The organism is Streptomyces xingningensis, assembly GCF_054957865.1.
Genome location: NZ_JBDJPF010000008.1, coordinates 64,224 through 86,101, shown reverse-complemented (window position 1 = coordinate 86,101; position 21,878 = coordinate 64,224). Strand labels below are relative to the sequence as shown.

The following is a 21,878-nucleotide window of genomic DNA, read 5'->3' as shown; positions in this document are numbered from 1 at the left end:
CCGCCCGTGGGGCGGGCGGGACGGGTGCCGGGTCAGCCGGTCGGCTGTGCCGCGGTGACGGTCAGCTGCAGGGGGAGGCTGGTGCCGTCGTCGGTGGTGAGCAGGAGCGTATAGCTGCCGGTGTTCGCGTCGGCGAACAGGCCGGGCAGGGTGATCCGGCCGTTCTTGTCGCTTTCCAGGGTGAGTGTGTGCAGCGGTTTGCCGTTCTCGCCCTTGAAGTGGGGGCCGGTCTTTGCGGGGGTCTTGCCGTCGGCGGTGAGCACGGTGGCGGTGACCTTGACGCCGTCGACGGGCTTGCCCTTGGCGAGTGCCTTGAGCTGGACGGGGCCGGTGAAGGCGCTGTTCGGTGTGGTGTTGAGGGTGCCGTTGCCGATTCGGACCAGGGTGTCGGCGTGCGGGGCCGGCGGGGCCTCGACGGTGGCGGTGAAGTCGACGGGCTTGATGTCGTGGTCCAGGACGGTGGCGCGGATGGTGAACTTGCCTGTGGTGTCGCCTGCTTGGAGGGTGGGTGTGGCGGTGGCGCCGTCCTTGCCGGTGACGGTGGTGACGGTGCGGGCCCGGCCCGGGAAGCGGGTGTCCGTGTCGCCGATGATCTCGAAGCGGACGCGGGTGCCGCGGGTGGGTTTCCCGGTGGGGTCGGTGGCCTTGACCTGGGGCCGGTCGGCGAAGGCCTGGCCGGTGGTGGCCGTCAGCTGCTGGTTTCCGATGCGGTCGAGGCGGGTGACGGGGGCCTGTGGGGTGGGCTTGTGGTCGCCTCGCTGATGCCCGTCGCTCCGGTGTCCGTCGTCTCCGTGGTGGTCGCCGGGTGTGCCGGGGTTGTCTGAATCGCCGGGCTTCTTGGGCTCCTTGGGCCCTTCGGGGGTGGGGGTCCGCCGGGGCGGCTCGGTCGGGGTGGGGATGCCGGGTGTGGTGGGGGTCCGGCCGTTCCCGTTGCCGGGCGGGGTGCCGGGTGTGGCGGGGAGGTCGGGCAGCGCGTCGACCTTGCCGCTCTGGTAGGTGCGCATCCAGGCGACCACGGTGTTGAGGTAGTCGCGTGAGGCGTTGTAGCGCAGGACGGCCTTTTCGATGTCGGCCTGTTTGCTCAGGTCCAGGCCGCCGGCGCACAGATAGCGGGCGGTGCCGGCCGCCGCGTCGAAGATGTTGGTGGGGTCCTTGATGCCCAGGCCCCGGCCGTCGGTCGCGTAGCTCTCCCAGGTGGAGGGGATGAACTGCATGGGGCCGACGGCGTGGTCGTACACCGGGTCGCCGTCCCAGCGGCCGCCGTCGGTGTCTCTGACGAGCGCGAACTGCCCGCCGTCCAGTGCGGGGCCGATGATGGGTCTGGTCGTCGAGCCGTCGGAGCGCAGTCCATAGCCGGCGGCGTGTTCCGATTCCACCTTGCCGATGCCCGCGATGAGTTGCCAGGGCACGTGGCAGTCCGGCCACTGTTCCTTGGCGAGCTTCTCGGCGTTCCGGTAGGCGGCGAGGGCGGTCGCGGGGATGCCGGTGGTGCCGTCCGGGGTGTCGCCGGGGCCGAGGTCGCGGCCGGGCTTGCCCTGGGCGCCGGGCCGTGGGACGAGGTCGGGCAGCGCGAGGTTGGGGGAGCCGTGCGGCAGGCTCTGCGGGTTGCCGGGCGCGGGCGTGGGGTCGCCGTCGTGGGCGGCCGCGGTGCTGTGTAGCGGGTTGACGCCGACCGCGGCGGTGAGGCTGGCGACGAGCAGAGCCGTGCACAGTCCCTGTCGGGAGACGCTGGCAGCGCGAGTACGAAGTATCTTCACGGAGGCTGCTTCCTTGGGAGGCCGGCGGCCGTGCGCGGGGGGTCGTACGAAGCCCCCCTCGGCCATAGCCCGAACACTAATTCCCTCTGACCTCAAATGTCTTGCCCGGGGACAGGCTTCACGGTTTCTTCGCCGTTCGTTCTCTGCGGCGGGTGGTGATCCGGCCGCTCCCGGGGGTCCGTTGCCCAACGCACCTGGCCGGAAGGCGAGCTGACCCTGGGACAGCCTAGGACAGGCGCGGACACCCCCTAGGGGACGGCCCGGGGGTTCCCCGTCCTGCGGTTCGTCCCGGAGCAGGAGGAGCGGGGGCGGTGCCGCTGCCTAGCCTGATGACGGTGGCCGGGGGGCCGAAGGTGGGGCTGGCCCCACCCCGAAGAGACAGACGGGCCCCATCGTGATCGCGCCCGGCGATCGGCAGGCTGGAACCCACACACATTCAGTGGCTCAAGGAGCAGGAGACTTCACCGTGACTACGGCTGTATCGATTCCCAGGACCGGGGGCAGCGGAGGACAGGTGGCCGTCGCGGCGAGGGCACGTCAGGTCCTCAAGGCGTACGGCTCGGGGGAGACCCGGGTCACCGCGCTGGACCGGGTGGATGTGGACATCGCCAAGGGGCAGTTCACCGCGATCATGGGGCCGTCCGGTTCCGGCAAGTCGACGCTGATGCACTGCCTCGCCGGGCTCGACACGGTCACCTCGGGCCAGATATGGATCGACGAGACCGAGATCACCGGCCTCAAGGACAAGCGGCTCACCCGGCTGCGCCGGGACCGGATCGGCTTTATCTTCCAGGCGTTCAACCTGCTGCCGACGCTCAACGCCATCGAGAACATCACGCTTCCCATGGACATCGCGGGCCGCAAGCCGGACCGGGAGTGGGTGCAGCGGGTAGTGGAGACGGTGGGTCTGGCCGGGCGGCTCAAGCACCGGCCGAACCAGCTCTCCGGCGGTCAGCAGCAGCGGGTCGCCGTGGCGCGTGCGCTCGCCGCCCGGCCCGAGATCATCTTCGGTGACGAGCCGACCGGAAACCTGGACTCCAGGGCCGGCGCCGAGGTGCTGGGCTTCCTGCGCCGCTCGGTGGACGAGCTGGGCCAGACCATCGTCATGGTCACCCATGACGCGGTGGCCGCCTCCTATGCCGACCGGGTGCTCTACCTGGCGGACGGGCAGATCGTGGACGAGATGTACCAGCCCACCGCCGACATGGTCCTCGAGCGGATGAAGCACTTCGATGCGCGTGGACGGGTGTCGTGACTGTTCTCCGGACCTCGCTGCGCAACTTCCTCGCGCACAAGGGGCGGATGGCGCTGTCCGCCGTGGCGGTGCTGCTGTCGGTGGCGTTCGTCTGCGGCACCCTGGTGTTCACCGACAGCATGACGGCCACCTTCGACAAGCTCTTCGCCTCCACCGCCTCGGACGTCTCCGTCAGCCCCAAGAAGAACGACGACGCCCAGCAGACCGGCAAGCCCCAGACCCTTCCGGCGTCCCTGATGGACCGGCTGTCCAAGGTGCCGGGTGCCACCAAGGTCGAACCGCGGGTCACCAGCCAGCGGCTCACCGTCGCCAACTCGAAGAACGAGAGCCTGAGCCCCGACTCCGGCGCCCCCACCGTGGGCACCAACTGGGACGAGAGCCAGCAGAAGTCCGTCGAGATCACCAGCGGTCATGAGCCGCACGGTGCGCGCGAGGCCGTCCTGGACGCGGACACCGCCGACAAGCACCAGGTGAAGACGGGCGACACGCTCCGGGTGATGGCCACCCCGGGCGACTTCACCGTGCGGATCGTCGGCCTCGCCTCGTACAAGACCACCAACCCCGGTGCGGCCGTCGTCTACTTCGACACCGCGACCGCCCAGACCAAGCTGCTCGGCAGCGCCCGGGAGTACACCGGCTACGGGCTGACCGCCGCCTCCGGCGTCAGCGACGAGCAGCTCAAGAAGAACGTCGCCGCCGCCATCGGCACCGGCTACACGGTGCACACCGCCGCCGAGACCAAGGAGGAGAACAAGAACGACGTCGGCTCCTTCCTCAATGTCATCAAGTACGCGCTGCTCGGCTTCGCCGGCATCGCCCTGCTCGTCGGCATCTTCCTGATCGTCAACACTTTCTCCATGCTGGTCGCCCAGCGCACCCGGGAGATCGGCCTGATGCGGGCGATCGGCTCCAGCCGCCGCCAGGTCAACCGGTCGGTGCTGGTGGAGGCGCTGCTGCTGGGTGTCGTCGGCTCGGTGCTGGGCATCGGCGGGGGCATCGGGCTGGCCGTCGGGCTGATGCAGCTGATGAATTCCCTGGGCATGGACCTGGACACCTCCGACCTGACCATCAAGGTCACCACGCCGCTGATCGGCCTGGCGGTCGGGGTGGTCATCACCGTCCTCGCCGCCTATCTGCCCGCCCGCCGGGCCGGGAAGATCTCCCCGATGGCCGCCCTGCGGGACGCGGGCAACCCCGCCGACGGCACGGCGGGCCGGGTGCGGACCGGCCTCGGCCTGTCGCTGACCGGGGCGGGCGCCGCCCTGCTGGTACTGGCCGGGAACGCGGACCAGGCAACCGCCGGCTCCACCCTGCTGGGCCTGGGCGTGCTGCTGACGCTGGTCGGCTTTGTGGTCGTCGGCCCGCTGCTGGCCGGTCTGCTGGTCCGGGTGCTCAGCGCGGTAGTGCTGCGGGTGTTCGGCCCGGTCGGCCGCCTCGCCGAGCGCAACGCGCTGCGCAACCCGCGGCGTACCGGCGCCACCGCCTCGGCGCTGATGATCGGCCTCGCGCTGGTCGCCGCCCTGTCGGTGGTGGGCTCCTCGATGGTGGCCTCGGCCACCGACCAGCTCGACAAGTCGGTGGGCGCGGACTTCATCATCCAGGACGGGAGCGACAACCCCCTGAGCCCCTCGGCACAGAAGGCCATCACCTCGGTCGGCCACGTCGAGCACTTCACCCGCTATGTAGGTGTCATCGCCAAGGTCACCACCCCGGACGGGAAGACCGCCACCCAGCGGCTCACCGCGGCCGACCCCGGCTACGCCGACGACGTCCGGATGAAGACCACCGAGGGCCGGCTGAAGGACGCCTACGCCAAGGACGCCATGTCCGTACCGGAAGGCTTCGCCAAGGACCACCACGTCAAGCTCGGCGACCGGCTGACCGTCGCGATGACCGACGGCCGCTCCGCCCGGCTCAAGGTCAACGCCATCACCTCGGACGACACCGCCTTCGACAAGGGCGCGATGTACCTCAACGTCGCCACCGCGCAGACGTACCTGCCCGCCGACAAGATGCCGCTGACCGGGATGATCCTCGCCAAGGCCGCCGACGGCCAGGCGAAGGAGGCCGCCGCCGCGCTGAAGGCCGCGGTCAAGGAATACCCGCAGATCAAGGTCCGGGACCAGTCCGACTACAAGAAGATGATCAAGGATCAGGTCGGCCAGCTGCTCAACATGATCTATGGCCTGCTGGCCTTGGCGATCATCGTGGCGATCCTCGGTGTGGTGAACACCCTCGCCCTCTCGGTGGTCGAACGGACCCGGGAGATCGGCCTGATGCGGGCGATCGGCCTCTCCCGCCGCCAGCTGCGCCGCATGATCCGCCTGGAGTCGGTGGTCATCGCCCTCTTCGGCGCCCTGCTGGGCCTGGGCCTCGGCATGGGCTGGGGCGCGACGGCGCAGCAGCTGCTGGCCCTCGAGGGGCTGGGGGTGCTGGACATCCCCTGGCCGACGATCATCTCCGTCTTCCTCGGCTCCGCGGTGGTGGGCCTGCTCGCCGCCCTGGTCCCGGCCTTCCGGGCGGGCCGGATGAACGTCCTGAACGCGATCGCCACGGACTGAGCCCGAGGGGGGAACCGAGGGGAGGCACAGGGACGGCCGGCCCGGACACGCCACGGGGGTGTGTGTCCGGGCCGGTGCCTTTCCAGCGGTGGGTGTCGGTCCGCCGTCGTACGCTGGAGGGCGCACCCGGCCCGTTGTCCACGGGTCGGGCTATTCGCGATGTCCACCCCCGGGACGGGATGCCCTTCATGAGTCTGCACGGTCTGCTCGACGCCGTCGTCAACGATCCGGCGCTCGCCGAAGCGGTGAAGGCCGCGGGCGACGGCAACCGGCCGCACATCGACCTGGTCGGCCCGCCCGCCGCCCGTCCCTTCGCCATCGCCGCGCTGGCGCGGCAGGGGCGGCCGGTGCTGGCCGTGACCGCCACCGGGCGGGAGGCCGAGGACTTGGCGGCGGCGCTGCGTTCCCTGCTGCCCCCGGACGGCGTGGTCGAGTATCCGGCGTGGGAGACGCTGCCGCACGAGCGGCTCTCGCCGCGTTCCGACACCGTGGGCCGCCGGCTGGCCGTGCTGCGCCGGCTGGCGCACCCGGCCGCCGACGACTCGGCGGCCGGTCCGGTGAGCGTGGTCGTGGCGCCGGTGCGCTCGGTGCTGCAGCCGCAGGTCAAGGGGCTTGGCGACTTGGTGCCGGTCAGCCTGCGGAGCGGGCGGAGCGCCGACCTCGGGGAGGTCGTGGACGCCTTGGCCGCCGCCGCGTACTCCCGGGTCGAACTGGTCGAGAAGCGCGGGGAGTTCGCGGTGCGCGGTGGCATCCTCGATGTGTTCCCGCCGACCGAGGAGCATCCGCTGCGGATCGAGTTCTGGGGTGACGACGTCGAGGAGATCCGCTACTTCAAGGTTGCCGACCAGCGGTCCCTGGAGATCGCCGAGCATGGCCTGTGGGCTCCGCCCTGCCGTGAGCTGCTGCTGACGGACGGCGTGCGGGAGCGGGCGGCGGCGCTCGCGGCGGACCACCCCGAGCTGGGGGAGCTGCTCGGCAAGCTCGCCGAGGGCATCGCGGTGGAGGGCATGGAGTCGCTGGCCCCGGTGCTGGTGGACGACATGGAGCTACTGCTCGATGTGCTTCCGGCGGGCAGCATGGCGGTCGTCTGCGACCCGGAGCGGGTCCGTACCCGGGCGGCTGATCTGGTGGCCACCTCGCAGGAGTTCCTGCAGGCGTCCTGGTCGGCGACGGCGATGTCCGGCACGGGCGAAGCCCGTTCCGCCAAGGGTGGTGGTGGGCGACGGGTGGGCGGCGAGGCCCCCATCGACGTGGGCGCCGCCTCGCTGTGGGGCATCGCCGACGTCCGCGACCGGGCCCGTGAACTGGGCATGATGTGGTGGTCGGTGAGCCCCTTCGCGGCGGACGAAGAGGGCGACGGCGACACGCTCAAGCTCGGCATGCACGCCCCGGAGAGCTACCGCGGTGACACCGCCCGGGCCCTGGCCGACACCAAGGGGTGGCTGGCCGACGGCTGGCGGACCGTCTATCTCACCGAGGGCCACGGCCCCGCCGCCCGTACGGTCGAGGTGCTCGGCGGCGAGGGCATCGCCGCGCGGCTCGACGCGGACCTGGCCGAGCTGTCCCCGTCCGTCGTCCATGTCTCGTGCGCCGGCCTGGACAACGGGTTTGTCGACCCCGGCCGCAAGCTGGCGGTGCTCACCGAGACGGACCTGTCCGGCCAGAAGGCGGCCGGCAAGGACATGGGCCGGATGCCGGCCCGCCGCCGCAAGACCATCGACCCGCTGACCCTGCAGACGGGCGACTACATCGTGCATGAACAGCACGGGGTCGGCCGCTATCTGGAGATGGTCCAGCGCACGGTGCAGGGCGCCACCCGCGAGTATCTGCTCGTCGAGTACGCCCCGGCCAAGCGCGGCCAGCCCGGTGACCGCCTCTATATCCCCACCGACCAGCTGGAGCAGGTCACCAAGTACGTGGGTGGCGAGGCCCCCACCCTGCACCGGCTGGGCGGCGCGGACTGGACGAAGACCAAGGCGCGCGCCAAGAAGGCGGTCAAGGAGATCGCCGCCGACCTGATCAAGTTGTACTCGGCCCGGATGGCCGCCCCCGGCCACAGCTTCGGCGCCGACACCCCCTGGCAGCGGGAGCTGGAGGACGCCTTCCCGTACGTCGAGACGCCCGATCAGCTCACCACCATCGCCGAGGTCAAGGAGGACATGGAGAAGGCCGTCCCCATGGACAGGCTGATCTGCGGCGATGTCGGCTATGGCAAGACGGAGATCGCGGTGCGCGCGGCCTTCAAGGCGGTGCAGGACGGCAAGCAGGCCGCGGTGCTGGTGCCCACCACGCTGCTGGTGCAGCAGCACTTCGGCACCTTCTCCGAGCGCTATGCGCAGTTCCCCGTGGTGGTGAAGGCGCTGTCCCGCTTCCAGAGCGACACCGAGGCGAAGGCGGTGCTGGAGGGGCTGCGCGAGGGGTCGGTCGATGTGGTGATCGGCACCCACCGGCTGTTCTCCTCCGAGACCAAGTTCAAGGACCTGGGCCTGGTCATCGTGGACGAGGAGCAGCGTTTCGGGGTCGAGCACAAGGAACAGCTGAAGAAGCTGCGTGCCAATGTGGATGTGCTGACGATGTCGGCCACGCCCATTCCGCGCACGCTGGAGATGGCGGTCACCGGCATCCGTGAGATGTCCACGATCACCACCCCGCCGGAGGAGCGCCATCCGGTGCTGACCTTCGTCGGGCCGTACGACCAGAAGCAGATCGGTGCCGCGATCCGCCGTGAACTGCTGCGCGAGGGCCAGGTCTTCTACATCCACAACCGGGTTGAGTCGATCGACCGGGCGGCCGCGCGGCTGCGGGAGATCGTGCCGGAGGCCCGGATCGCCACCGCTCATGGCCAGATGTCGGAGTCGGCGCTGGAGCAGGTGGTGGTGGACTTCTGGGAGAAGCGGTTCGATGTGCTGGTCTCGACGACGATCGTGGAGTCGGGCATCGACATCTCCAATGCCAACACCCTGATCGTGGAACGCGGTGACAACTTCGGGTTGTCGCAGCTGCACCAGTTGCGCGGCCGGGTGGGCCGCAGTCGTGAGCGGGGCTATGCCTACTTCCTCTATCCGCCGGAGAAGCCGCTCACGGAGACCGCCCATGAGCGGCTGGCGACCATCGCCCAGCACACCGAGATGGGTGCGGGGATGTATGTGGCGATGAAGGACCTGGAGATCCGTGGCGCGGGCAATCTGCTCGGTGGTGAGCAGTCGGGGCATATCGCGGGCGTGGGTTTCGACCTCTATATCCGCATGGTCGGTGAGGCCGTGGCCGACTACCGGGCGGCGATGGAGGGTGCGCCGGAGGGCGCTGAGGAGCCGCCGCTGGAGGTCAAGATCGAGCTGCCGGTCGACGCGCATGTTCCGCATGACTACGCGCCGGGTGAGCGGCTGCGTCTGCAGGCCTATCGCGCCATCGCCTCCGCGCACGGCGAGGAGGACATCAAGGCGGTCCGTGAGGAGCTCGTCGACCGGTACGGCAAGTTGCCCGAGCCGGTGGAGAACCTGCTGCTGGTCGCGGGGTTGCGGATGCTGGCCCGTGCTTGTGGGGTGTCCGACATCACTCTGCAGGGCTCCAATGTCCGCTTCGGACCGGTGGAGTTGCGTGAGTCCCAGGAGCTGAGGCTCAAGCGGCTGTATCCGCGGACGGTCCTCAAGCCCGCCACCCGGCAGATCCTGGTGCCGCGTCCGGCGACGGCCCCCATCGGCGGCAAGCCGCTGGTCGGCCGGGAACTCCTGGCCTGGACGGGCGAGTTCCTCACCACGATCCTGGGCTGAAGTCAGGCGGACGGGATGCGCTTGAGCACGGTGTAGCCGCCTTCGCTGCCGAAGTGCTCATAGGCGGCCCCGGGGTGCATCCGTTCCGCGTCGGTTATCAGGTCCTTGGCGGTGCGGCCGTCGGTGACGCGCAGGGCGACATAGTCGGGGACCGTGCCGCGGGTGTCGCCTATCCAGAGCACCCGGCAGCGGTGGACGAGCCGGCTGATGGGGCCGACGTCCGTCTCCACGGTGGAGTTGTCGGGTATGCGGTCCAGGAGGGCCTCGGCGGCCTTGACGCTCCGGGGTATGCGGTAGGTATCGGGCTCGGTCAGGCTGTACAGCGGCAGGGCCGAGCTGAGCGCGAGCGCGGCGCCGGCGACCGCCGCGGGCAGCTGCCGGGCGTAGGACCGCAGCCAGGGCCGGCGGTCCTCGCGCGCCTTGGCCAGTGCGTCGGTGAGGGCGATGAAGACGATGGGCATCAGCACGGCGCTGTAGTGCCAGTCGGTGCCCCAGTAGTGATCGTCGTGGGATATGAAGCGCCAGCCCAGCGTCGGAAGGGCGACCAGCAGGAGCGGTGAGCGCAGGGCCAGCAGGCCGGTGGTGGGCAGCAGCACCCACAGCAGGGTGCGGACCGCGGTGAGGACGGGGATGGTGGAGGCCGGGCCGGTGCTGCTGACCTTGTTCCAGTAGTCGTAGGAGCCGGTGTTGTTGAAGGCCGGGATGAACACGCCGAGGGTCAGGGCGGTGGCGGCGAGCCCGAAGGCCACCAGACCCAGGGCCATGGCGGCGGCGCGTGGTGCCCGCCGGGTGCCGCGCAGCCGGATGAGGATCACCGCCCCGATCACTGCGACGGTGACCCCGAGATCTTCCTTGACCAGGACCAGTGGCAGTGCCCACAGCACCGCGGCCCGCCACCGGCGGCGCACCACCGCCTCCAGGGAGAAGGCGAGGAGCGGCATGGCGAAGGCGATCTCGTGGAAGTCGAAGTCGACCGCGCGCTGCACTCCCCATGACACTCCGTAGGCGATCCCGATCGCCAGCCCGCGTGCCCGGCCCAGCAGTCCGGCGGCGAGCCGGGTGACCGGGACGGCGGACAGCGCGAAGAGCAGGGCCTGGGCGATGAGCAGGGTGATAGGGGAGGGGAAGAGGCGGTAGAAGGGGGCGAGCAGTGCGGTGATCGGGCTGAAGTGATCGCCGAGGATGTTGGTGCCGGGTCCCTTGAGGTCGACGACGGGTGCTCCGAGGTGGGCGTAGGACCGTATGGCCTGCTCGAAGATTCCCAGGTCCCAGGACATGGTCAGCATGCGCCGGTGCCGGCAGAGCGCCAGTGCGCTGTAGAGGACGAGGAGCGCTCCGGCCACCCAGTACGGGTCGAGCCGTGGTGCGCGCAGGGTGGCGCTCCAGGTCCGGCCCTCGCGCCTGACCCCGGCCGCGCCCGGGTCCGGCGCCGCAACGGCGGCTGCGGCCGAGTCCATGGGTGGTCCCTTCCTCCTGTTTGGGCGCTGGACGACTTCGAAAAGATACGCGGAGTCCACCCATGGCCCGGCATTCCGCAGGTGAGGAAGGTGCCGTACGGGCCCGGTCAGCCGCTCTTCTTCCAGTTGGTGCACCCGTTGGTCTTGAAATAGGCGTCATCCGGGCTGATCGTCACGATGCCATTCCCCGTGACGTTGTCATTGGCGAGGATGGAGTCCGTCCCGTGCAGGGCGTCCTTGGTGCGCTCCCAGTAACAGGTCGTGCCGCCCTGGAACTTGTAGGTGCCGGGAGCTATGTCGACTCCCACGCGGTACATGCCGCTGCCGGATATCTCGGACTTCGGGGTGCCGCTCTTGGCCGTGGGCATGGGGTTCCACCCTGCGCAGCTCTGGGTCTTGAACAGCTTGTCGTTCGCCGTGATCGTCACATATGCGGTGCCGCCGCCGGTGTCGTTGGCGTTGATTGCCTCGGCATCGCCTGAGGAGTTCTTGAGGCGCTCCCAGTAGCAGAACTCCGAGTTGCCCACCGACATATAGGTGCCGGGCTTGATGTCGGAGCCGACTTGGAGGGTGCCATTGCCGGAGAAAGCGGCCTTCTTGCTCTTCTTCTCGCTCTTCCCGCCTTTTTCTGTGCCCGCGCTCTTCTCGGTGCTCTTGTTCTCGGCGGACTTGTCCGCGCTTTTGGTCTTGTCGTCGCCACCGCTGAAGAGCTTGCCGCAGCCGGTCGTGGTGGCGCCGATGCCCACCACCACCAGGAGGGCGCCCGCGGCCGTGAGCGCTTTGCGCCGGCCGAACCGGCTCTGCTTCTGCTGGGTGTGCTGCTGGGAGTACTGAGACGACATGGCGAACACCTTCGGCGTGAGATCCGTGAACCGACGGGTCAATAACATCAGAGCCTGTTAACCGAGTCAACTATGTTCACACGAACGGGTTGGTTCATGCCTGTGAAGGGGTCGGTTGCGGCTGCGAGGGTATGCTCGGCATCACAACGACGATGTGCGAGCGACGAATTGGGAGGGGAGTCCGGTGGCAGACAGTACGGCGGAGGTGACTGCAGCCGCGATCGCCCGGCTGGCCGGAGTGGGCCGCGCGGCGGTCAGCAACTGGCGCCGGCGCTATATGAACTTCCCTCAGCCCATCGGCGGCACCGAGAGCAGCCCCACCTTCGACCTCGGCGATGTCGAGCAGTGGCTGCGCCGCCACGGCAAGCTTGAAGCGGTCCCGCTGCGCGAGCGGGTCTGGCAGCAGCTGGTCAGCCATCCCGCAGGTGCCATGGCCGCCCTCCGCCACGCGGGGGCGGTGCTGCTGCTCGTGCGCGACCGGCCGACCAGCTGGCTGGAGATGGCGGCGCTCGCGGACCCGAAGCTCTCGGAGGTGCTGCCCACGGCACTGGAGACGGTGCTCGCCGCCCGGCTCGGCGAGCACCATCCGGTCGCCGTCCCCAGCTCCGCCGAGCTCGCCATTTCCTCCGCGCTCGTGCGCGGAGCCGCCGAGCTGGCCGCGGTGCGCGGTGCCGCGCACGCCTATGAGTTCCTCCTCGGCCGTCACCTCGACGCCAACCCCCGGCAGTACACCCTCACCCCGCCGGGCCTCGCCGAGTTGATGGCCGCCCTCGGCCGGGGCGCCGCCGACCGGCAACGCCCGCGCACGGTCCTCGATCCCGCCTGCGGCACCGGCGCTCTGCTGAGTGCGGCCGATACCTCCGGCAGCACGGGTGCCCCCTCGATGTTCGGCCAGGAGGCCGACCCCGACCTTGCCGCACTCACCGCGCTCCGCCTCGCCCTGCGGTCCGAGGCGCAGGTGCGGGTGCACGCGGGCGACAGCCTGCGCGAGGACGCCTTCCGGGAGCTCGCCGTCGACACGGTGCTCTGCCATCCGCCGTTCAACGAACGCAACTGGGGCCACGAGGAGCTGGCCTATGACCCGCGGTGGGAGTACGGCTTCCCCGCCCGCACCGAATCCGAGCTCGCCTGGGTCCAGCATGCGCTGGCCCGGCTCCGCGACGGTGGCACGGCCGTCCTGCTGATGCCCCCGGCCGTGGCCTCCCGCCGCTCCGGCCGCCGCATCCGGGCCGACCTGCTGCGCCGCGGCGCGCTGCGAGCCGTCATCGCCCTGCCCGCCGGGGCCTCGCCGCCCTATGGCATCCCCCTGCATCTATGGGTGCTGCGCCGACCCGGCGCCCAGCCGTCACCCACCCCGCAGCTGCTGCTGGTCGACACCGCCGACCTCGCCCCGCCAGGCCGCGAGAAGCTGCCCTGGCAAGCCGTGCACACCACCGCCCTGGAGGCGTGGGAAGAGTTCGACCGCTTGGGCACGGTGGAGGAGAAGCCCGGGCTGTGCCGCTCCCTGCCCGTCATCGACCTGCTCGACGACGATGTGGACCTGGCTCCCGCTCGGCACCTTCCACCACCTGCCTCCGGCGGAAGCGCGGCCGACCTCGCCGACATCCATGACCGGCTCACCGCCTCCCTGGCACGCACCGGCGAGTTGACCCCCGCCCCGCCCGCCGCAATCACCGACTCCGCTCGCTGGCCCACCACCACCGTCGGCGAACTCGCCCGCGCCGGAGCCCTGGTGCTGCGCTCGGGCGGCGCCGGTACCGCCTCCGGCGCCGATGCGCCCCCCGTCCTCACCGACTATGACGTCAAGGCCGGTGGTGCCCCGTCCGGCACCCTCCCCGAGGGAGCGGCCGAAGAGCCCGTGCTCGTCGAGGCCGACGACGTCGTGGTGCCGGTCGTCGGCGATGTCACCGTGGCCCGCGTCATCGACGAGGCCACCGTAGGGGCCGCGCTCGGCCGGGGGTTGTTCCTTCTGCGGCCCGACCCATCCGCGCTGGACCCCTGGTTCCTGGCCGGGTTCCTGCGCGGCACCGCCAACCAGCGCCAGGCCAGCAGCTATGCGTCCACCGCCACCCGGCTCGATGTGCGTCGGCTCCAGGTGCCCCGGCTGCCCCTGCCCGAACAGCGCCGTCACGGTGCCCAGTTCCGAGCCCTCGCCGCCTTCGAAGAGGCGCTGCGGCTGACCGAGAGGCTCGGCGAACAGCTGATACAGGGCTTGTACGACGGGCTGACCGATGGGACCGTACGCCCGGAGTGAGCTGGAGGTCTCCGCATCCTCGTCTGATCCGTACAACCCCGGTGGACCCATCGGAGTCGGTAGATAGGCTCGGACCCACACCGCACTTCAGGAGCAGCAATGAATGGCCCCGGCACTGAACCGCCGCAGCCCCGTCGCACGGGAAGAGCCACAGTGATCACCATCCGGGTGGTCCTCGTCGCCATCACCGGCTGCACCCTCGGCATCCTTGGCTGGGTGCCGATGCTGCGCATCGCGATCATCACCCGCAAGGCCCGGGACTGGGCGGTGTTCTGGGCGGTGCTGGTGGCGTATGCCGTCCTGCTGACCGTGGTCGACAAGGGGTCGACCGGCTGGAACTACTTCGCCTCGACCTTGGTGGTCCTCATGGGCGGCCTGACCATCGCCTACTACCTGTGGTTCGACATCCGCCACCACAAGGGCCCCGCCACCCCGCGGTTGGGCATACCTGTGGGCGTCGCCCCCGCCCAGGCGTTCCCGCCGGTGGCCGCACCCCTGCCCGGCCCGGCCTATCCGCCCTACGCCCCGCAGCGGCAACCGCAGTTCCACAACCGGACGGCCGCCCCGCTGTATGCCCCGCAGCCGCAAGAGGTGCCCCTGCATCAGCACACCCCACAGCCCCGGCACGCACGGCGCCCCGAGCCCCCCGCTCAGCCGCCGCACCCCGCGCCCCCGCCACCCCAGCCGCAGAGCGCCCCCCGCCCCCCACAGCGAATAGACCAAGTGCGCGCGGAGCTCGATGAGCTGAGCGACTTCCTGCGTAAGGAGCCCAGGAACCACAGGGAGCAGGAGCGGTGAACGGACGCCTCATCGCGGACCGGTACGAGCTGGCCACGGTCATCGGCCAGGGCGGCATGGGCCAGGTGTGGACCGGCTACGACCGTCGGCTGGACCGCCGGGTGGCGGTGAAACTGCTCCGCCCCGACCGGATGACGCCCTCCGACGACGGGGCGGACGAGCTGCGCCGCCGTTTTGTCCGGGAGTGCCGCGTCACGGCCCAGGTCGACCACCATGGCCTGGTCACCGTCCATGACGCGGGCAGCGACGGCGACGACCTCTTTCTCGTCATGCAGTATGTGGACGGCGCCGACCTCGCCGACCACTTCGCCGAGCACGACCCCTACCCCTGGCCCTGGGCGGTCTCGGTCGCCGCCCAGCTCTGCTCGGTGCTCTCCGCGGTGCACGCCGTGCCCATCATCCACCGCGACCTCAAGCCGCGGAATGTGATGGTTCGTCCGGACGGCTCCGTTCTCGTCCTCGACCTCGGCGTGGCCTCCGTTATGGACACCGACACCACCCGCCTCACCCGCACCGGTTCACCTATCGGCAGCCCCGCCTATATGGCACCCGAGCAGGCGATGGGCGGCGCGGTCGGCCCGTACACCGACCTCTATGCCCTCGGTGTGCTGCTGCATGAACTGCTCAGCGGCGACGTCCCCTTCGCCGGATCGACGGCGCTCGGGGTGCTGCACCGCCATCTCTATGAGCCGCCCATACCGGTCCGCCAGGTCCGCCCCGAGATCCCACAGGCCCTCGAGGAGCTGGTGCTGCGCCTGCTCGCCAAGGACCCGCAGGACCGCCCCGCCGACGCCCAGGAGGTCTACCGGGCCCTGGCGCCGCTGCTGCCCGCCCCCGGTCAGGCCCTCACCGGCCCGTACTCCGGCGCGCCCGTCGGCCCCATGAACCCCACGCGTCCGTTCCTGCTGCCGCATGCCCCCTGGCCGGACCGGTCCGCCGTCGCCGCCCCCCTGCCCGGGGCCTCCACAGCGCCGGCCGCCCCGCCCGCCGAGGCGCCCAGCGGCCTCGATGTCGCCGAGGCCGTCGAAGAGGTCAAGCGGCTGCTCGACCAGGGCGGCATCACCCAGGCCGTGGACATCCTGGGCGCCATCCTGCCGGCCGCCGCCGCGGAGCACGGTGAGCGCTCCGCGGTCGTGCTGACCCTCCGCAAGCAGTACGCGGCCACGCTGATGGACGACGGCCAGTTCCGGCGTGCCCTGCCCGAGCTCCGCCGCCTGGCCGATGAATACGCCCTGGAGTCCGGCCCGTACGCGGCCAGGCAGGTGCTGCGCTTCCGGTATGACGCCGCCCAGTGCCTGGAGCAGCTCGGCGAGGCGGTCGGCGCCCTCAACGAATACCGGGCCCTGCTCCCGCAGTTCGAGAGCGACCCGGAGGATGCCACCACCCCCCTTGAAGTCCGCCGTCGCATAGGTCATCTGCTGCTGTCCCTCGGCGACCGCCAGGCCGCCCATGACACCCTGGTCGCCCTGCTGCTCGACGCCGAACGGCTGCACGGACCGCACCACCCGCTGCCCGGCGAGATCCGGCACACACTCAGATGGCTGAGCGAGGTCAGAGCCTGACGAAGCGGCAGAAGACGCGCGCACCCCCCGCCTTCCGCCGAATCGTTGGTCGAATCAGTGGCCTCGGCCACCCGGACTCCCTACCATCGATCAACGCCAGGACGATCGACGCACCATCGCACGATCATTGCCGGGAGGCTCTATGATCCGCCGAAGGACCGCCGCGCTCTCCGTCTCCGCCGGGCTGCTGGCCCTGGCGCCCGTGCTCACCGCCTGCGGATCCACCCCGCATCCGGGTGCCGCGGCCGTCGTGGGCAAGGACCGGATCACCGTGGCCCAGCTCCAGCACCAGGTCAAGGACGTAAGGGACGCGCAGCAGTCCTCCCCGCAGGCGGAGCAGCTGCTGGCCAACAGCACCCGTCTCAACCAGCAGACCCTGATCCACCTCATCCAGTACCGGATCGTGGAGAAGGCCGGGCGCGACAACGGCGTCCATGTCTCCCGCCGGGAGCTCCAGGAGGAGCGGGCCCAGATCGAGCGGGCCAATGGCGGGGCCGAGGCGTTGCGCGGCCGGTTCCTCGCGCTGGGCATCGCGCCCGGCCAGATCGACCGGGCCCTCGCCCTGGACCTGGTCCGCACCAAGCTCGACGCCAAACTCGGCGCCGAACGCACCAATCAGGTTCTGATCCAGACCTCCGAGTCCCTGCGGGTCGACATCAACCCGCGCTATGGCACCTGGGATGCCAAGCGTGGCATCGCCCGTACGGTGCAGGAGCCGTGGCTGCGGCCGGTGCCACCCACGGCGCCCGCCGCCGAGGGCCCGGCATGAGCCTTCCCCCTCGCCCGGACGGCATGCCCGGTCGCCTACGCTCGGCAGGGTGAACGACTCCACGCCCGGCCGTATCGTCCTGCTCACCACCAGCCACCGTGTCGCTCCCGGACTGCTGTCCTGGCCGGCCTGGCAGACGCTGCACGCCGCCGACCGGGTGCTGTGCTCCGACCCCGGCCACCCGCTGCTGCCCTATCTGCGGGAGGCCGGGGTCGAGGCCGAGCCGAGGGCGGCCACCGCCCGGGAGCTGGTCGACTACTGCGTGGCCGGGCGGCGCACCGCCGTCGTGGTGACCTCGGCGGACGGCGAGTCCGCCGTCACCGACGGGCTGGCCCGCCTCGCCGGTTCGGGGCGGGAGACGATGCCCGCGCTGGAGCTGCTGCCCGGCTCGTACGACCTGCCCGGTGCGCGTCTGCTCGATCTGGTGCAGGTCATGGACCGGATCCGGGTCGCCTGCCCGTGGAGCGGCATCCGCACCCATGAGGACCTGGGCAAGTACGGCCTGGAGGAGATGTATGAACTCATCGAGGCCATCGAGACCGGCGACCGGGAGGCGCTGCTCGAGGAGCTCGGCGATGTGCTGCTCCAGGTCGTCTTCCACGCCAGGATCGCCCAGGACGATCCGGACGAGCCGTTCTCCGTCGACGATGTGGCGGGCGGCATTGTCGGCAAACTCATCCACCGTCACCCGCATGTGTTCGGCGAGGAGTCCGCCGAGACGCCCGAGGACGTCAAGGTGCACTGGATGCGTACAAAAGCGGCTGAGAAGCGCCGCGAATCGGCCACCGAGGGCGTTCCCCTCGGTCAGCCCGCCCTTGCGCTGGTCGCCAAGCTCGCCTCTCGGGCCCGTACCGAGGGTCTGGAGGTCGTCCTCCCGGCCGGGGAAGGGCTGGGGTACGAGCTGCTCGCGCTGGCGCTGCGCGCCGAGGCGGACGGCGTCGAGCCGGAGACGGCCCTGCGTGCCGCCGCCCGCACCTATCGCGAAGCCATTCGCGCCGCGGAGCGCGAGCGGCGGCGGGACGGCTGATCAGGCCGTGTGCGCGGCGTTCTCGGTCAGCTTTGCGGCCGCCCTGGCCAGGGCCCGGGCGAAGGCCTTTCTGCCGCGGTGGCCCCCGGCGGGGTAGTTGTGGACCAGCGAGGTGATTGCACCGTGGCTGCGCACGGTGGCGAGGTCGAAGTCCATCTCATAGCCGTCGACGGTGACGCCCACGGTGTAGGCGAGTGAGTCGTCCCCGTACCGGGGGATGCTGGTCCGCTGCACCGTCAGAGTGGCCGGCCTGCCCTCCAGGGTGCCTTTGAAGTCCGAGCACTGTTCGACGGCCGTGCGCAGCCTGTGCATGGCCCGCTCGGCCCGGTCGCGGGGATAGCCGCTGACGTCCTGACCGAGGCTGGTCGCTTCCTCGCCGTCCTTCTTGACGAACAGCTGCCGGGCGTGAGCGGCGTAATCGCCTTCCAGGCGGCCGGAGTTGACGACGGCGGCCAGCGGGGCGCACCGTGCCCCGACCTTCTTGAGGGCCTGGTGCTCCTTGCCGTTCTGCTGCTCGGCCGAGGACTTCCGCCGGAGCTTCCACCCGGCGGGCAGGTCCGCTGCCTCCACCAGGGCCGCCTTCGCCTGGGCGGGGGTGATGTGGGACGGGAGTTCCGCCTTGGCGGCCGTGCCGGGTGCGGCCTTGTCGGAGGTGGACTGTGCGTTGTGGGTGCCGCTGCACGCGGTGAGCAGCAGCGGGGCGGTGGCGAGGAATGTGAGCGTGAGGCGGCGGGCGAAGCGGGTGTGCACGGTGACTTCCCCTCGAGCAGTGGCAACTTTTCGAACGCTCGTGTGCTGTCGAGGTGCCCCTGATGGGAATTGGGTACCCATTCAGCCCATTTGCGGTCTTGACAGAGCGGCCGATGGGTACCCGGAAGCCATGTTCACGAAACACACGGACCTCGCCCTCCCCGCCTATCTCGGTGGCATCGCACCCTTTATCGTCGGGCTTTTCGTCGGAGCCCTGCTGATCCTCGCGGTCGTCTACGGGCTCAGGTGGCGCGACAGGGAGCCCCCGCCCCCCTCCGCCCCGCAACGGCGCATGGGCGCCTGGCGGACGCCGAGGGAGGGGAACGGGCCGACGTCCCCCGACCACGGCCCCGGGCACAACGACGACGAGGACGCGATCGGCTATGTCACCGAGCACCGTGAACCGGACCAGCTGCCCAGGGAGAAACAGAGCGACCGGCTCCTGCCGCACGAGCTGAAGAGCCCGGGCAGCCATCCCGAGGAGCCCTCGGAGGAACGCAAGAAGTGGAACCCCGGCAGCAGCGGCTCCTTCGGCAGCGGCGGCGCCGGCCATCACTGAGGTCCTCCACCGAGGTCCTCCACCGACGTCCCCGGGAGCCGCCGGTAACGTCAAGGCGTGCAAGACAAGAACGACAACCACACCGACCGCGGCGCGGACGGCGGCGCCCCCACCATGCCGCCGCTCTTCACCTGGGAATTCGCGAGCGACCCCTATCCCGCGTACGCCTGGCTGCGCGAGCACTCGCCCGTCCACCGCACCGCGCTGCCCAGTGGCGTCGAGGCATGGCTGGTCACCCGCTACGCCGACGCCCGCCAGGCCCTGGCCGACCAGCGGTTGTCGAAGAACCCGGGGCACCACTCCGAGGCCGCCCACGGCAAGGGCAAGGTCGGCATCCCCGGCGAGCGCAGCGCCAACCTGACGGCCCATCTGCTCAACATCGATCCACCGGACCACACCCGGTTGCGACGGCTGGTGTCAAAGGCCTTCACCCCGGGCCGGGTCGCCGAGTTCGCCCCGCGGGTGCAGGAACTGACCGACCGGCTCATCGACTCGTTCGCGGAGCGCGGGGAAGCCGACCTCATCCATGAGTTCGCCTTTCCGCTGCCCATCCTTGCGATCTGCGATCTGCTCGGGGTGCCGCCCGAGGACCAGGACGACTTCCGCGACTGGGCGGGGATGATGATCCGGCACGGCGGCGGGCCGCGCGGCGGAGTGGCACGTTCCGTGAAGAAGATGCGCGCCTACCTCGCCGAACTCATCCACCGCAAGCGTGAGTCCCTGGGGGGAGAAGGGGGCGAGGACCTCATCTCCGGTCTCATCCGGGCCAGCGACCACGGCGAGCACCTGACCGAGAACGAGGCCGCGGCCATGGCCTTCATCCTGCTCTTCGCCGGCTTCGAGACCACCGTGAACCTCATCGGCAACGGCACCTATGCGCTGCTGCGCAACTCCGGGCAGCGCGAGCTCCTGCAGCACGCGCTCGACCGGGGCGACGAGAGCCTGCTCGCCACCGGCGTGGAGGAACTGCTGCGCTACGACGGCCCGGTGGAGCTGGCGACCTGGCGGTTCGCGACCCAGGACCTGACGATCGGCGGGCAGCGCATCGCCGAGGGCGACCCGGTGCTCGTCGTCCTCGCCGCGGCCGACCGCGACCCCGAACGGTTCGCCGAACCGGATACCCTCGACCTCGCCCGGCGTGACAATCAGCACCTCGGCTACGGGCACGGAATCCACTACTGCCTGGGCGCTCCGCTCGCCCGGCTGGAGGGCCGGACGGCACTCGCGACCCTGCTGCGCCGCCTCCCCGACCTGCGGTTGGCCGTCCGGCCGGAGGAACTGCGTTGGCGTGGCGGGCTCATCATGCGGGGGCTGCGCACGCTGCCGGTCGAGTTCACCCCACGAACCGGATGACTGTACGTCAACTCGGCTTTATCGCCCCGTGACTCCGGCTACACCGGGTTGTGACTCCCGGAGCCCGTCGCTATGTTCGACGGTCATATCAGCCGCCAACGAGAGGTCATCAGATGCGTTCCGGGACAGGCCGACATCGTCGGCCCCGTCAGATACCCGCCGTTGTGGTCGCCGCGGGGGTGACGGGTGCCGGCATCGCCATGCCGTTGTTCGCCGCCACCGGCGCCACCGCCGCCGACGCCGCGACCTGGGACCGCGTCGCCCAGTGCGAGAGCGGCGGGCTGTGGAGCGCCGACAACGGCGACGGGTTCTACGGCGGGTTGCAGATGACGCGTCAGATGTGGGAGGCGAACGGCGGTACGTCCTATGCGCCGCAGCCCGACATGGCCAGTCGCGCCCAGCAGATCGCCGTCGCCGAGCGGATCCTCCAGGCCCGCGGACCGTATGCCTGGCCCAGCTGCGCGATCGGTTCCGGCCTGGCCGCGAACGGGCCGACGCCGGAGGTGAATCCGGGTTCGACCCAGGCGCCCGAGCTGGCGCCGGCCCATCGGGCCGAGCCCGGACACCCGGCGCCCGCACCCCCCTCGTCCGCCTCCGGGACCCCGAACCCCGATGGGACCCCGAACCCCGATGGGGCCTCCGGTTCCGGTGCGTCAAAGCCCGGCAAGTCCACGCCGCAGCAGCCCGCCGAACAGCAGGGCGACCAGCCCGAGGGCAAGCACCGCAAGCCCCCGGCGGCGGACCCGGTGACTCCGCCCGCCGGTACCCCCTCGGCGGACCCCGCCCCGGCCCAGGGGCACACGCCCGGCGGCACCGGCGCGGACCCGGGCGGCAGCGCACCGTCGGACCCGGGCGCCGGGGCGGGCGCGGGCGCGGGGACGGGCAAGCACCGTGCCGAGCCGCCGCGTTCGGGCGCGGACCGCGCCTCGCGCGGTGGTACGGAAGCCCGTACGGGCACGCCGGAGGCGGGCGACTACACCGTGCGCCCCGGTGACAATCTGTCAGCCATCGCACAGGAGGAGTCCGTCGAGGGCGGCTGGCACAAGCTCTACCGAGACAACCAAAAGGCCGTCGGATCCGATCCGGACCTCATCCACCCTGGTCAGCAACTCGAACTGAAGAAGTAGCGGGACGGTTTGAGTCGAATGTCCGTTCCTGTGGAAA

General features: G+C 70.8%; 15 protein-coding genes. 11 read left to right on the top strand and 4 right to left on the bottom strand.

The genetic code is table 11. From position 1 onward, the window contains the following. Positions 1–32: 32 nt before the first annotated feature. Positions 33–1,757, bottom strand: coding sequence for a lytic transglycosylase domain-containing protein (locus ABCR83_RS06790; protein WP_462693894.1), 1,725 nt, complete (start codon positions 1,755–1,757; stop codon positions 33–35). Between the two features lie 466 nt (positions 1,758–2,223). Between ABCR83_RS06790 and ABCR83_RS06785 the strand changes: the two genes are divergently transcribed. The 3 genes from ABCR83_RS06785 (at position 2,224) to mfd (ending at position 9,343) form a co-directional block, all read left to right on the top strand. Continuing rightward, positions 2,224–3,012 carry an ABC transporter ATP-binding protein gene (locus ABCR83_RS06785; protein ID WP_462693893.1) on the top strand — a complete coding sequence of 263 codons (789 nt, stop codon included), beginning with the start codon at positions 2,224–2,226 and terminating at the stop codon, positions 3,010–3,012. Further along, positions 3,009–5,573, top strand: a complete 2,565-nt coding sequence (locus ABCR83_RS06780; protein ID WP_462693892.1) for an ABC transporter permease — start codon at positions 3,009–3,011, stop codon at positions 5,571–5,573. The genes ABCR83_RS06785 and ABCR83_RS06780 overlap by 4 nt, the downstream gene beginning before the upstream one ends. Before the next feature lie 188 nt (positions 5,574–5,761). Next, positions 5,762–9,343 (top strand): transcription-repair coupling factor, encoded by a 3,582-nt coding sequence (mfd, locus tag ABCR83_RS06775; RefSeq protein WP_462693891.1) that lies wholly within the window; start codon positions 5,762–5,764, stop codon positions 9,341–9,343. A gap of 2 nt (positions 9,344–9,345) precedes the next feature. Here the strand turns inward: mfd and ABCR83_RS06770 are convergent, their stop codons facing one another. Continuing rightward, a complete protein-coding gene (locus tag ABCR83_RS06770) occupies positions 9,346–10,800 on the bottom strand; it encodes a DUF2079 domain-containing protein (protein WP_462693890.1) in 1,455 nt (484 codons plus the stop codon). 107 nt (positions 10,801–10,907) lie between these two features. Continuing rightward, complete coding sequence (locus tag ABCR83_RS06765; RefSeq protein ID WP_462693889.1) at positions 10,908–11,642, bottom strand: hypothetical protein; 735 nt, start codon at positions 11,640–11,642, stop codon at positions 10,908–10,910. 184 nt (positions 11,643–11,826) lie between these two features. Between ABCR83_RS06765 and ABCR83_RS06760 the strand changes: the two genes are divergently transcribed. The 5 genes from ABCR83_RS06760 to ABCR83_RS06740 all read left to right on the top strand — a co-directional run bounded on the left by ABCR83_RS06760 (position 11,827) and on the right by ABCR83_RS06740 (position 18,052). Further along, positions 11,827–13,896 carry an N-6 DNA methylase gene (locus ABCR83_RS06760; protein WP_462693888.1) on the top strand — a complete coding sequence of 690 codons (2,070 nt, stop codon included), beginning with the start codon at positions 11,827–11,829 and terminating at the stop codon, positions 13,894–13,896. Between the two features lie 153 nt (positions 13,897–14,049). After that, positions 14,050–14,694 carry a hypothetical protein gene (locus ABCR83_RS06755; protein WP_462693887.1) on the top strand — a complete coding sequence of 215 codons (645 nt, stop codon included), beginning with the start codon at positions 14,050–14,052 and terminating at the stop codon, positions 14,692–14,694. Continuing rightward, the gene (locus ABCR83_RS06750; RefSeq protein ID WP_462693886.1) at positions 14,691–16,256 is read left to right on the top strand and encodes a protein kinase domain-containing protein; all 1,566 of its coding nucleotides are present in this window, start codon (positions 14,691–14,693) and stop codon (positions 16,254–16,256) included. Before ABCR83_RS06755 ends, ABCR83_RS06750 begins: the two co-directional genes overlap by 4 nt. 142 nt (positions 16,257–16,398) lie before the next feature. Then, complete coding sequence (locus tag ABCR83_RS06745; protein ID WP_462693885.1) at positions 16,399–17,025, top strand: SurA N-terminal domain-containing protein; 627 nt, start codon at positions 16,399–16,401, stop codon at positions 17,023–17,025. Between the two features lie 49 nt (positions 17,026–17,074). Continuing rightward, complete coding sequence (locus tag ABCR83_RS06740; RefSeq protein WP_462693884.1) at positions 17,075–18,052, top strand: nucleoside triphosphate pyrophosphohydrolase; 978 nt, start codon at positions 17,075–17,077, stop codon at positions 18,050–18,052. Here ABCR83_RS06740 and ABCR83_RS06735 read toward each other — a convergent pair whose 3' ends face one another. Then, positions 18,053–18,802 carry a hypothetical protein gene (locus tag ABCR83_RS06735; RefSeq protein WP_462693882.1) on the bottom strand — a complete coding sequence of 250 codons (750 nt, stop codon included), beginning with the start codon at positions 18,800–18,802 and terminating at the stop codon, positions 18,053–18,055. Positions 18,803–18,932: 130 nt separating this feature from the next. Between ABCR83_RS06735 and ABCR83_RS06730 the strand changes: the two genes are divergently transcribed. The 3 genes from ABCR83_RS06730 to ABCR83_RS06720 all read left to right on the top strand — a co-directional run bounded on the left by ABCR83_RS06730 (position 18,933) and on the right by ABCR83_RS06720 (position 21,841). Then, the gene (locus tag ABCR83_RS06730) at positions 18,933–19,361 is read left to right on the top strand and encodes a DUF6479 family protein (protein ID WP_462693881.1); all 429 of its coding nucleotides are present in this window, start codon (positions 18,933–18,935) and stop codon (positions 19,359–19,361) included. A gap of 114 nt (positions 19,362–19,475) precedes the next feature. Continuing rightward, positions 19,476–20,714 carry a cytochrome P450 family protein gene (locus ABCR83_RS06725; protein ID WP_462693946.1) on the top strand — a complete coding sequence of 413 codons (1,239 nt, stop codon included), beginning with the start codon at positions 19,476–19,478 and terminating at the stop codon, positions 20,712–20,714. A 113-nt stretch (positions 20,715–20,827) separates the two neighbouring features. After that, positions 20,828–21,841, top strand: a complete 1,014-nt coding sequence (locus tag ABCR83_RS06720) for a transglycosylase family protein (protein WP_462693880.1) — start codon at positions 20,828–20,830, stop codon at positions 21,839–21,841. Positions 21,842–21,878 lie beyond the last annotated feature (37 nt).